The following is a 12448-nucleotide window of genomic DNA, read 5'->3' as shown; positions in this document are numbered from 1 at the left end:
TATTTACGTGACCCCATAGATTCAATAATAATCATTACATTATGAAGAAACTAAACATATATCTTGCACTCATTGCCTTGGTATTGTGTGTCGTCATCATCATTAGGAAAAACGATCTAACTTTAAATAGAGTGGCTACCCTAATGGCAATTTCCACTCCCCAAGAAGTATTCGATTTCAACAGCGTTGATTCAATGGCAAAACTAAAATTGAAATCAAAATTCAATCCAACTCCTGAATTTAAGATTCCAGGACTGGACGGAATCAGTTACGATGATTATAGGCAAATCGAATACAAACCTGATGTTGCTATTTGGAAAAATCTTGCTTTACCTTACCAACTACACTTCTTCCATCCAGGCCATATTTATAGCAACGGAATTCAAATTTATGAAGTGATCAATGAGAAACCAATTGAAATACCCTATGATGCTTCACGTTTTAATTTTGGTGATTTACCACTCACTGATTCTTTCACAGAACTCACCAAAAATCTACAGTATACAGGATTTCGCGTACATTATCCAATCAACCAAAAGGAAATTTTGGAAGAGTTTTTAGTATTCCAAGGTTCATCTTATTTTCGAGCCATATCAAAAGGACAAGTTTACGGGTTATCAGGTAGAGGACTTGCCATCAACACAGGACCACAAGAAAAAGAAGAATTCCCTATCTTCGAAAGTTTTTATATCAAACGCCCACAAAAAACAGACACAACTATAACGATATATGCAATCATGAATAGTGAATCTGTAGTTGGTTCTTATGAATTTTTGGTTAAACCTGGTGAAGTCACAACCATTGATGTGAAGGCAAAAATTTACCTACGTAAAAAAATCAAACGACTCGGGTTTGCACCTATCACTTCCATGTATTTATACGGAGAATCCGATAACCCCATCTTGGGAAATATTCATCCCGAAGTACATGACTCAGATGGCCTTCTCATTCAAAACAAAATGGGCGATTGGGAATGGAGGCCTTTACTCAATCCTAAAAAAACCCAACTAACAAGGATTTCATTAGATTCTCCAAAAGGGTATGGGCTGATCCAAAGAGATCGGAAGTTCAAAAGTTATCAAGACGAAAAACTAAAATACCATTTACGACCTAGTGTTTGGGTCGAACCAAAAGGAGACTGGGGAAAAGGAAATTTATATTTACTAGAGTTCACAACCAATTTGGATTCTGACGACAATATCACCACTTTTTGGGAACCATCCATTCCACCAAACTTAAACGAAGGTTATGAATTTCAGTACACTCTTCATTATACAGAAAGGTCACCAAAACAACATACACTTGGAAAAGCTTCGGCATTTTATAGAGGTGTTGACCCCCTTTTTCCAAAGGAAAAAGTATTTACCTTATACTTTACCGGTGAATATCTAAAATCCTTAGATAAAAAAACATCAATCAAAGCAGTGATTCAAAACGACAAAATTCCTTCAGAACAAATTCGTTATAAGATCGAAAAAATATCTGAGTTAGATCAATGGCGTTTACAAATCTGGTATCCGGCGTATGCAAATGAGTCCAATTGGTTTATTTTCCTTGAAAACCAAAACCAAAGAATTACCGAAACCTGGATCTATAGAGATGGGCTATCCAAATAATATGGAATACATGAATGAGTTTAGTGAAAGGGTTCGGTCCTACTTGATTTTAATTGGGATTCAGAATGAATACAAAATCTCCGAAATCTTAAGTGATTTTTTTAAGTCCACAGAACTGAAAAAGGAATTCCATGCAGATTGGAAGTTATGGCAAAGTTATTTAACCATCAAAGAGATTAATCCAAAAAACCTCTTACCGATTGCAAGTAGGTCCTGGCAATTCGGTTCAATGATTCCACAATCTGCAGAATGGAAAAGAGATACAAAAGCAAAGAAACAATCTATCATTAGCTCGTTAAAACCTTTATTCATTATTGCTTCCATCTTTCTTTGGAGCCTACTTTATTATTTAATTATCTTTAGGTTGTTATGATCCATATCCATCGCAGTTTATTTTTTTTAGTCTTTATCACTCCTGTTCTCATTGGTTTTAGTTTATTCATTGAAATTATCTCCTTTCGAGGAATTGAAATTTCAGAATACTACCAATTCATAACACTGATATTTCTTTTACCAATGTTGTCTTATGGGGCAAGTACAGCACTATTTGGATTTTTACTTTCGTTAAAAAAGAATGCAGACAGTCTTTTAAAAGCAAAACATATCCCAAAAAGTGATTTGGATTTTGCTTTATTAGAATCTATCAACGTTGCCGTAGTCATGCCTGTATATGAGGAAAATGAAATTTCTATATTTTCCAGAATCAAAGTTATCTTTGAATCAGTAGAAAAAATTCATAAACTACCCAAACTCGACTTTTTTATTCTCAGCGACACTAGAACACCTGAAAAATGGATCAAAGAAGAAGCAGCCTACATAGAGTTATGCGAATCAACAAACAATTTTTTTAATTTCCATTACCGGAGAAGAAAAAGTAACCTCAATGGGAAAAGCGGGAACATCGCAGATTTCTGTAGAAGATGGGGAAAACAATATGAATACATGATCATACTTGATGCAGATAGCCTTGTATCAGGTGACCTCATCATACAACTCATTGCAAATATGGAAAAAAATCCAAAAGCCGGGATCATTCAATCAGTTACAAAAATTTTCCGCACTACAACCGTATTCCAAAAATTAACAGAATTCTCATCGTATTTATTCAGTCCCTTTTTTATAAAGGGTGCTAATTTCTGGCAAATTGATTCTTCAGGATACTGGGGTCACAACGCCATACTGAGGATCAAACCGTTCATGGAACATTGTGCCCTCCCCCACTTACCTGAATATGGCGGTCTTGGTGGAAAAATTTTAAGCCACGACACAGTCGAAGCAGCTTTAATGAGAAAAGCAGGTTTTGAAGTATTATGTGCTTACGAATTAGAAGGAAGTTATGAAGAAAACCCACCTAACCTTATCGATACACTTAAACGGGACCAACGTTGGTGCCAAGGGAACTTACAACATTTTTGGTTTTTATTCGGCAAAAAAATTCCACTGATCAACCGAATCCATATTCTCAATGGTATTTTGTCCTATCTCAATTCACCGATTTGGATGTGTTATATCATTTTAAGTTTATGGAACTATTTGGAAGACAGTAAATATTTAAATTACTCCATGTTACCGGAAGAATATGAATTCTTTAAATCTCAAATTTACGACCCCCTCTATTTAAAATTATTATACTTATCTTTATTATTGTTATTTCTACCGAGATTACTTAGCTTCATAAGCCTTCCTCTTTTACAAATCATAAAAAAATTCCCTGCATTTCTTCTTGAGACCGTATTTTCAATATTGGTTGCACCAATTTATATGATCTATCACAGCATCTTTGTTTTTTCTGTTTTATTAAACAAACGAATCAGCTGGGGCCCACAAAACCGTGACGCCAATTCAGAATATAGTGTGTCTTATGTAGTCTCGTCTTTTTTTGGAGTGACCATTCTTGGTTTTGCTTGTGCCTACATCAGTTACGCACATTCGACTATGTTATTTATTCTAACACTGCCCATATGGATTGGCTGGATTTCTGCCATTCCTTTGGTAATTTTAACTGGAAAAGAATTCAAAAATCTTAACCAAATTTTTAGTACCTCTTTTTGGAAACCAGACATGCATTTAATTGGTAATTTAGAGGAAGAATTAAAGACTCACAAAAATAAATATCTCGAAGGTCGTGAATTGTTTTTTGCCTTAGTCCATCCTATCTTTCACAACAGACACAAACAACTTCAGGGAAACAAACTTTACTCATCCAAACTTCCTAAAACTTCCGAAAAGGATTTCACTATTTTATTAAAACAAGGTCCCGAATTTTTAGAAAAAAAATCTCTTCTAAAAATCCTATCCAACAGAGATCTACTGGATTCCTTTTATTTGAAATTTTGGACATCAAAGAAAAAAGATTGGGGGAATTATTGGAAAAGAATTTGGGAAGACATCAACCCATCTTTTTTTCCATCAACTTCCAATAATAAGAAGAACGATTCAAGTCTTCAATAAATCCACAATGCCCACCCTTTGACTCAATCACCACTTCAAGATAGGATGAAGGAGGGATCTCCGCAAATTCTTTCCATGGAATCACAGGATCATCCATGGAAGTCAAAATGGTTGTAGGTATTTTAACTGACTTAAAAAATAAATCATTTAGAGTATAAGAATTAAAGTATTCATCTACAGAAGAGAACTGCGAAGAATCCTTCACCATCTTTGCAGTTAAATGCATCACCGAATGGTAATCATCCAAATCATGGAACGAATATAAATGAGGAAATAAATTTGCCTTTTTTATTAAAGAAGATTTCCATGAGTTCAGAAAATACTTTCTTAAGAAAGGATGTTCATCCATTTTAATGGTCGCACTTTTGGGATCCAATGCGGGGCTAAAAGCAAAACAATGCTTTAATCCTGGGATTTGGTCTGTAGGTTTCGAGAGAGAGTGGCGAGCCGCCATTCGTAAAACAAAATTTCCACCCAATGAAAATCCCGCCAAATAAACGGGGCCTTTAGACCAAAAATTTTTTACTAATGCCTGCACCGCTTCATAAGTCTCCAGAAGCAAACTCCCGTTAAAGATCCCTTCATTAAGATGATGAGTATCTCCATGGTCTCGCAAATTCAACCTGTATACTGAAAATTCTTTTTTTAAAAAATGTCTAGTGGTTCGAACAATATAACTGGAATGGATACTTCCTTCCCATCCGTGTATCAAAATAACAAGTCCTTTCGGTTCGGGCACTTCATGAATGCGAGCAAGTAACGTAGTACCATCTTTTGCTTTTACCGACCTCCATTCGCCAGCAATAGAATGAGCGTACCTTTTATCTGATTTAGATTTAAAGGAAGCTAAAAAAGACTGAACCAGAGGACCAGAAAAAATAGGTAAAGGCTTAAAAAGGCTCATGGACTATCCCCACGGTAATCGGATTGCTATAATTTTCAATAAATTATCCTGGAGAGACCTACCCACATCCAAGATCGATTGACAAAGTCAAAAAAAAACTTAGGATTTAAACATGAAAAATTTTGCACCATCCCTATTATTCTTTTTCATCGCTTGCCAAAGTTATACGCCATGGAAGTCAGAATGGAGAAATAAGGACGGATTAGAAGTTTTTTATGCGGCTGTTTCTGCAAAAGCAAGCCCACAGGCCATCGAATCAGGTAGTTTAGCCATGAGAAGAAGCACCTGTGTCAATGCCACAAACCTACTTTCTACCTCTCCCAAACTAACCTCTATTCTCCTTGAACAGGAATCGATCCAGTTAGACGAAGTAGAGACTAAGGACCTTGGTCGCCTTATATTTGCTCACAAAATTAAACCCAAACAAGATTCTTGTCAATCCGAAGATACTGGATATTTTTTCGCAAGTTCAGCCTGGGAAACATGCCAATGTATCTACATCATCGAATATCCAGGCGGAAGAAAACAGTTTCGACAAGATTTAACACAAGTTAAATAAAATGACAATAATAAACTTCTAGCTTTTTCGGTCTTACCCCACTCCGCTAATTTTTACCTTGGATTGGCTTTAAACCGTTCCCAATAGGAAAGTTGCCAACCCGTCAACACTTCTGGACCGGGAAGCATAGAGAGCGCCAAACTCGTAGAGAAAGAAAGTTGTTTTTCGCTCCAAGTTAAAAACTCTTTCCAATCAGGATTATTATTTTTTTTAAAAATTGGATTATGTATACTTTTTTGTACTTCGTATTTAAGAGATGAATTCTTCTCCAAAAAAGAATCAGCCTTGGATTCAAGTCCTAATCCGCATTTGATTCCCTTACGAAACTTATCCTGCTGATTTGGATCCAATCCTGAATTAATCTTCTCTTTTACAGGCGTTAAAAAACGCCGTCTCCCATCAAAGCCAGTTTGTTTGATTAAACCTTTTTTCTTCAACTCAGAGATCAAACGCGAAACAGTATCACGTTTTAGTTTTAACACCTTTCCAAAATATTCATTCGATGCAAAACAACCTCCCTTTGCATCCAAAGAAAAAATCTCAGCATATAACCTTGTCTGGTTTGGAGTTAAATCCAAATCTTCCATCCATTGGGCGACCCAAACACCCGTTCTTTTCCATTCACTCATAACTGCCCCTTGTTTCCAACACAAGCCTTCGGCGCTAAGAGAAGAAATTCTTCTCTTAGATTCGTTACACCAAAAAGATAAACCTTCGGTGGTGTTACTTATTTCTTGGAAGTTCTTTCGAACGTCCGATTCGGAATTCATTTGAATTCCAGGTGATGTATATAAGCGGTTAAAATTGTGGAAGACCGCTTTCAGGTATGGGGACACCTCCCCCACCTGAAATCTATTAATACTAAAATCAAAATTCTGTCAAGTTTTAATGTGACATAATCCCTACACAACCCATGGATGTTACCTACCGATAAAATGGAAAAAGTTTGGGGAGAGAGTAGGGTAGAAAGGGAATAAAGAGGAAAATGATGCAAGAGGAGAAAAGTCTCTCTGAACTGCTTCCACACAATTCAGAGAGTTTACATCACCCGGTTAAAGGGGTTAAGAACAGTATAAAGATAAGCAAAAAATAGTACAAGATTTTTTTATCTTTTCTTCAGTAAAAACAAAAGCCAAGGTTTGGGCGCATCGAATGAACCCAGTTTCTCATCTCAACTGAAACGACCAGGCTCTCCGCTCCAATCTTTCCCTTCGGGAAAGGATTTCCGCTTCGATCCTTTGCGCAGAATAAATCCAAAACCCACTCCCACCATAGTTAGCAAATAAATTTTAGAAAATCCCAAAGTACGCCGGCGTACTTTTTAAAAAATATTCCAATTTCTTAATTTTTATTGCACCAAGAAGCAGGAATTTCAAACTCATTTTGCAATGAAGATCATTACTGTTGCCAATATTAAAGGTGGTACTTCCAAATCCACTACCGCCATCCATCTAGCACTAGCACTTTCAAAAAAAGGGTCCACGTTAGCTATCGACATGGATCCACAAGCCGATCTTTCCGACTTTTTTTTCCCAGAAGAACCCGTTGAGTTTTTTGATTCTGGCAATACCCTCTCTGTATTAAACGCAGAAACTACCCTTGCGGAGTCTGTAAAAAAATCCAACAACATAGACGTCCTTCCATCAATCATCGAACTCTCCGATTTAAGTTATTTAGCATCCAAAGATTTTTCCATGATCCCACGCCTCAAAAACATCCTGTTTAAAGCCAGTTACGATTACGTTATCATTGACACACCAGGATCGGGCTCATCAGAAAACATAGCTTCTTATCTCCCAGCCTCCGTGATTCTTGTTCCAGTTACCCCTTCCAAATGGGCAGTCAGAACAGTAGCTCAAGTTTTAAAAAAGGTAAATGAAGCAGAAAGATTTGATGAACAATCGAAGAAAAAATCTGTAATGATCCTCCCCTCTCAATGGGGAACTTCTCAAAAACAAATGGATCTTCTTCAAAAATTAAACACAATAAAGTCTTTAAAAATTCTAGAACCAATCCCAAAAAATGACAGTATACGGGACCGTACTGAAACCGGCAAACCTCTACAAGAAGGAAGTGCTCCTTGGAAGGCTTTCGAAACTCTAGCGGAGAAATTAAAATAAAGTACGCCGGCGTACTTTCATCATGACCATGAAAAATAAAGCAAATTATAACCCAGCAGATATTTTATCAAGAGCAACAGCAAGAACTTCATCCCTTAATCCATTTCTTAAAGAGGAAAGCACCACTCATCACAATGCAACAGAGATCCCAGTCGAAGAAATATTAATCGAAAACAATCCGCGAAAAACTTTTAACGAGTCCACAATCAAAGAACTTGCAGACTCCATTTCGCAATACGGACTTTTACAGCCAGTAGTTGTAAGAAAAAAGGCAGGGAAATATGAACTCATCAATGGAGAAAGGAGATTTCGCGCCCACAAACTTTTGAAAAAAAAGACGATTCTCGCAATCATTAAAAATGTCGAACAAATTGATATTTCCAAATTACCTGAAATCAAATTAGTTGAAAATCTACAAAGAGAAGACCTTTCCGAATCCGATTTAGCACTCTCTCTTCAAGAACTTAAAAACAGACATAAAGAAACCAATGAACAACTAGCAAAACGAATCAATAAGTCGGGGCAATGGGTAAAAACTAAAATCGCACATGCGGAAATTTTAAAAGAAACAAACATCAGCACCACATCAGACAAAAATCATCCTATCTTTCAAATCCCAACAAGTTTATTCACAGAAATTGCACCCCTAGATGTTTCCAACAGGAAAAAGGCAATCGACTATCTTTTAAAAGGTCTAGAAAAAAAAGGGGACTTCCCTTCCCGAAATGATCTTAGGGAATTTGTACGTCCCCTAAAACCCAACAAACAAAAACAATCCAAACCAAAAGTTAACAACTTAGAACTCAAAGACCTAAAAAATAAATTACTAAAAATTAAAGAAAAAATCTCACAGCTTCAAAATGAAAAAACAATCATTGAAGAGGCCATTCGAAAGTATAAAAAATGACTCCCTTGAACAGACACACCACCAAAGCAGGACTAAAAAGTTTTTTCCTATTTGAGAAGAAAAAAACTTGTACTCATTTCGATTGAATCCTATATTGATCTTAATCCTTAACCGGGTTGAACAATAAAAGCCCTAGGAAGTGTGGTAGCGACCTGGGGCCATTTCCTTTCTCCCATCAAATCCAGTTTCCAAAAATCCAGAATCGGACCAGCCAATGAGACAACCCCAGAATTATGTCTCATTTTTCTCTTGACTAAATTTCAAAGTCTGTACAAGTAGGGAACGTTCGGGTCACACAACCGGACACGGCTCTACCACAATGCCGTTGTTGTTCAAACCGGAATTTAAAAAAAGTTCCGAAGGGACGTTCGAAAGAACTTCCAAATTTTCTTATCTCTCGTTTGACCGAAGGTTTACTTTCAACAAAAGTTAAATTTTCTAAAACAGGGTAGGGGAGTTATACCATTAGGTATTGGCAAAATCTAACCAAACGCTCGTAGCCTGAGATGTGTTCGTTTGGCAGAAGGAACCTAAAAATGAAAACAAATCGCACAGGAATATGGATTCCCGTTTGGATAGAGGAATTGAATCTTTCCCATAGCCAAACAAAACTTTACGCTGAAATTGTATCCTTACATGAGAAAGGTGGGTGTTTTGCATCAAACCGCTATTTTGGAGAGTTACTGGGTCTTAAGATGGATACAATATCGAGGCTTATCACTTCTCTCAAAAAACTAGGTCTCTTAGAACAAACTGGATTTGATGGTAGAAAAAGATATTTAAAACCTTTATTCTCAAATCCGATGGCTAAAAAGATAAATGTAACCGAAGAACCATTGGAAAAAAATCCTATAGTATCTCCGGCAAAAAAGGTAGTAACTCTCCCAAGCAGCCTGCCTAAAAAATCCAATGCAGGTTTGGAAAAAATTCAGCCTTCTTTTTATAGTACAATAGAGGTACAAAAGAAAGTACAAAAGAAAAATTCATGGGATGAATTTAAAATTTGGAGTGAAACAACTTTATCAAAATCAACTCACCATCAAATTTCAAGATTGGCTTCTCCGGAGTTTTTACAAGGGACTTTAGGTTTGATTTGGAAAAATTGGATAGAAACTCAAAATCTTCAATGGGAATGAGGTAATCAGTGTTTTTTAAATTTCAGAAATCTTTTGAATTGGATGGACCTAATGTTGATTTATAAACATAGAAAAACTGGTAATTTGTACCTTAAGCTTGGTGAGGCCAAAAATTGTACGAATGCCAATGACGGTCAACAGATGATTTATTATTGTGAATATGGAAAAGAAAATCCAATGAGTTTCGTTAGAGAAAAGTCCGAATTTTTGGAAAAATTTGAAGTAATGGATCTTCAAAACTGAAAGATAATTTTCTAAATCGCAAACCTTAAGATGTCTTCAGCCATTTCCAATTTTGATTTTTTTAGAGTTTTGCTTTCTGTGTCTGGAAATTCAGTTTCAAGGCATAAATTGCTATACCCGTGAACGAGAGACCAAGCCATAAGTGCAAAACTTCTATGATTCTCTTTCTTACGTTTTGTTTTTAGGTAAAATCTACATCCTCTAACCAGTATAGCATAAGATTTTAATTTAGATCGTTTTAAAATTAGAGATTCATTTGATCTTTTGGTCTGAAACATAAGCCTATAATAATTCGGATTTTTTATCGCAAATTGAATGTAAACTAACCCCAATTTGACAAAATATTCGTCAGGATTGGTTTTATTCTGTGGTACCTTTTTTTGTAGTGAACCAAGCTTATCAAATCCGATTGAAGATAAAATTTCTAAAACTTCTTCCTTATCTTGGAAATGCCTGTACAACGCTGCATGTGAGACTCCAGATAGATTTGCCACCTCACGGAGAGAAAAATCAGTAGCACCCTTCTTTTGTAATAATTTATGACAAGTTTTGATGATTGTATTTTTTAGATTACCGTGATGGTAGGAAGCACGTTTCACAACTTAAAATTATAAATTAAGTTACCGGTGGCAACATTTTTCTTGAAAAATATTTATATAATGTTACTATTGGTAACATAGAGGGGATGGTTTTATGCAGACACTCACAACCGAAGAAACACAAAAAATTTTAGATGATATGACAATCAATTTTAATCACGGGGGGCGGAAAATTACGGTTCCTCCTCCGATTTTTGTCGCAATGAAGGCGGAAATTTTGTCTTACACAAAAGGAAAAAGTATAACTGTCTCCTTTCCTGTATCAGAAGACCAAACCAATCCTATGGGAATGATGCAAGGTGGAGTAATCGCTGCAGCATTTGACAATGCCTTTGGCCCACTTAGTTATCTAGTGGCAAAACGTCCCACAACTACAATTGATATGAATATCCAATACATCCGTGGTGTGGCAGTTGGACAAAAAGTAATCGTAAAGGCTTCTGTAGAAGCAAAAGGATTTTCCACCATACATATGGTAGGTGAAATGCGAACAGAAAAAGAGAAACTTTTGGCAACTGCCTCAACAAATCTTCTTATTCTAAAAATACCCGGTGGGTTAGGGGAATAAATTTAATTTTTATAATCGTATCTTTCTAGGACCATTTCAATGATCGTTGGCGTACAAGTCGTTGTGTCATTAAAATGTTGGCTCATAATCACACCATGGAGAAAGGTTTTGATAAGGATCATCTCTTTGTCGGGATCTTTGATTCCGTAGGATCTGAACCTTTCTTTCATTGCTTCTTTAAAAGGGGCAAACCGTTTCTCTACATTTTCTACCATCTTTTTGGAAAGAGAAACAGAACCCGGTTGGAAAAGACATACCGAAATCAAAACCATTGTTTTTCTTTCTTCTTTTGCGAATTGGATGGAACGGTTAAAAAATTCCCTCACATATTCTTTTGCAGAAAGATTGGGTGGAATGTTACTATAAAATTTTTCTTGTTTGGCGAGATGAGAATCGATGATTTGTTCAAAGATTTGGTTTTTGCTTTTAAAATAATTATACGCAAGGCCCTTGGAAATTTTTGCATGATTAGCAATCATCTCCATAGTCGTTTGTGAGAACCCATGTTTTGCAAATAATGCAATGGCAGAAGCAAGGATCCTTTCGATAGATTTTTCCCGGGCTTGCTGCTTTTTGTTCTCTGATTTTAGGGAAGTCTTTCTGGGCACTGACTTCACCGTTCTGGTATTTCCGAAATTCGCAAACACTTTTTAATGGCAAACCGACGAGATTGGCGTTTTGGAATTCACTTGGAAGACAGAGACTAATCTATTTTTTGGTCTTTATGAGTTCATTTACATCCGTAACAGTACTAAAACCAGCCAACATTTACTTCAATGGGAACGTCACAAGCAGGACTGTTTTGTTTCCAAACGGGGAAAAGAAAACTTTGGGAATCATGATGCCTGGAGAGTATGAATTTGGTACAGACCAAAAAGAGATTATGGAAATCCAATCGGGGAAACTATCAGTTCTTTTACCAGGATCCGAAACATGGCTCCAAATCGACGGTCAGTACGTATTTGAAGTCCCTGCAGGATCCAAGTTTAAACTTAAAATTCAAACTGTAACAGATTATTGTTGCTCTTACGTTTGATCGACTATTTCCGCTGATCCGGCATTGTTCTTCACGGAAGCAATTCCGTTTTCACATGCTTGTTTAGAAGAATATCCTTCGCTTGATGCGATGATTTCACCATTGGATGCTTTGAGGCGAAAGCGGAATTCGCCTGCTTTGTCTTTGTAAATTTCGAATTTTGCTGACATGAATCAATCTCCTTGAATTTCCATGAGTATTGATTGTTTCGGGTTTTTGGCAATACGTTTTCTTTTGAAAGTCGAATTTGAATTTCACCCGATATTATCTATTAGAACACTGGCAATAGACCTGTTAATTGCCAATGAC

14 protein-coding genes are annotated in these 12448 nt (G+C 36.4%); 9 read left to right on the top strand and 5 right to left on the bottom strand.

The features are described from left to right. Positions 1-41 precede the first annotated feature (41 nt). From EHR07_RS07015 to mdoH, 3 genes are read left to right on the top strand one after another with little or no spacing between them, the layout of a single operon-like run. Positions 42-1616 carry an OpgD/OpgG family glucan biosynthesis protein gene (locus tag EHR07_RS07015; protein ID WP_135744436.1) on the top strand — a complete coding sequence of 525 codons (1575 nt, stop codon included), beginning with the start codon at positions 42-44 and terminating at the stop codon, positions 1614-1616. Further along, positions 1600-1989: a hypothetical protein gene (locus tag EHR07_RS07010; RefSeq protein ID WP_135744461.1), complete on the top strand. Its 390-nt coding sequence runs from the start codon at positions 1600-1602 to the stop codon at positions 1987-1989. The genes EHR07_RS07015 and EHR07_RS07010 overlap by 17 nt, the downstream gene beginning before the upstream one ends. Continuing rightward, positions 1986-4067, top strand: a complete 2082-nt coding sequence (gene mdoH, locus EHR07_RS07005; RefSeq protein ID WP_135744435.1) for a glucans biosynthesis glucosyltransferase MdoH — start codon at positions 1986-1988, stop codon at positions 4065-4067. Before EHR07_RS07010 ends, mdoH begins: the two co-directional genes overlap by 4 nt. On the opposite strand, the gene EHR07_RS07000 is transcribed toward mdoH, so the two are convergent. Further along, the gene (locus EHR07_RS07000; protein ID WP_135744434.1) at positions 4006-4971 is read right to left on the bottom strand and encodes a YheT family hydrolase; all 966 of its coding nucleotides are present in this window, start codon (positions 4969-4971) and stop codon (positions 4006-4008) included. The genes mdoH and EHR07_RS07000 overlap by 62 nt on opposite strands. 112 nt (positions 4972-5083) lie before the next feature. Here EHR07_RS07000 and EHR07_RS06995 point away from each other — a divergent pair, with 112 nt between their 5' ends. Then, positions 5084-5530, top strand: coding sequence for a hypothetical protein (locus EHR07_RS06995; protein WP_135744433.1), 447 nt, complete (start codon positions 5084-5086; stop codon positions 5528-5530). Positions 5531-5583: 53 nt separating this feature from the next. Here the strand turns inward: EHR07_RS06995 and EHR07_RS06990 are convergent, their stop codons facing one another. Continuing rightward, the gene (locus EHR07_RS06990) at positions 5584-6159 is read right to left on the bottom strand and encodes a helix-turn-helix domain-containing protein (RefSeq protein WP_100728428.1); all 576 of its coding nucleotides are present in this window, start codon (positions 6157-6159) and stop codon (positions 5584-5586) included. 759 nt (positions 6160-6918) lie between these two features. Here EHR07_RS06990 and EHR07_RS06985 point away from each other — a divergent pair. The 3 genes from EHR07_RS06985 to EHR07_RS19345 all read left to right on the top strand — a co-directional run bounded on the left by EHR07_RS06985 (position 6919) and on the right by EHR07_RS19345 (position 9693). After that, positions 6919-7650 (top strand): ParA family protein, encoded by a 732-nt coding sequence (locus tag EHR07_RS06985; protein WP_100728404.1) that lies wholly within the window; start codon positions 6919-6921, stop codon positions 7648-7650. Positions 7651-7678: 28 nt separating this feature from the next. Beyond that, complete coding sequence (locus EHR07_RS06980) at positions 7679-8557, top strand: ParB/RepB/Spo0J family partition protein (RefSeq protein ID WP_100728429.1); 879 nt, start codon at positions 7679-7681, stop codon at positions 8555-8557. 536 nt (positions 8558-9093) lie between these two features. After that, entirely contained in the window at positions 9094-9693 is a 600-nt protein-coding gene (locus EHR07_RS19345) for a helix-turn-helix domain-containing protein (RefSeq protein ID WP_135744432.1), read from the top strand. Positions 9694-9947: 254 nt separating this feature from the next. Here the strand turns inward: EHR07_RS19345 and EHR07_RS06960 are convergent, their stop codons facing one another. Continuing rightward, positions 9948-10535, bottom strand: coding sequence for a TetR/AcrR family transcriptional regulator (locus tag EHR07_RS06960; protein WP_135744431.1), 588 nt, complete (start codon positions 10533-10535; stop codon positions 9948-9950). A 94-nt stretch (positions 10536-10629) separates the two neighbouring features. Here EHR07_RS06960 and EHR07_RS06955 point away from each other — a divergent pair, with 94 nt between their 5' ends. Beyond that, positions 10630-11103 (top strand): PaaI family thioesterase, encoded by a 474-nt coding sequence (locus EHR07_RS06955; protein WP_100728406.1) that lies wholly within the window; start codon positions 10630-10632, stop codon positions 11101-11103. 2 nt (positions 11104-11105) lie between these two features. Here the strand turns inward: EHR07_RS06955 and EHR07_RS06950 are convergent, their stop codons facing one another. Continuing rightward, positions 11106-11720 (bottom strand): TetR/AcrR family transcriptional regulator, encoded by a 615-nt coding sequence (locus EHR07_RS06950; RefSeq protein WP_409035779.1) that lies wholly within the window; start codon positions 11718-11720, stop codon positions 11106-11108. A 107-nt stretch (positions 11721-11827) separates the two neighbouring features. On the opposite strand from EHR07_RS06950, the gene ppnP reads away from it, so the two are divergent. Then, positions 11828-12139, top strand: coding sequence for a pyrimidine/purine nucleoside phosphorylase (gene ppnP / locus EHR07_RS06945; RefSeq protein ID WP_100728408.1), 312 nt, complete (start codon positions 11828-11830; stop codon positions 12137-12139). On the opposite strand, the gene EHR07_RS06940 is transcribed toward ppnP, so the two are convergent. After that, positions 12130-12309: a YegP family protein gene (locus EHR07_RS06940; RefSeq protein ID WP_100728409.1), complete on the bottom strand. Its 180-nt coding sequence runs from the start codon at positions 12307-12309 to the stop codon at positions 12130-12132. The genes ppnP and EHR07_RS06940 overlap by 10 nt on opposite strands. Positions 12310-12448 lie beyond the last annotated feature (139 nt).

The sequence above is a fragment of the Leptospira bandrabouensis genome (assembly GCF_004770905.1).
GTDB lineage: Bacteria > Spirochaetota > Leptospiria > Leptospirales > Leptospiraceae > Leptospira_A > Leptospira_A bandrabouensis.
This window is presented reverse-complemented; position numbering and strand designations above follow the sequence as displayed.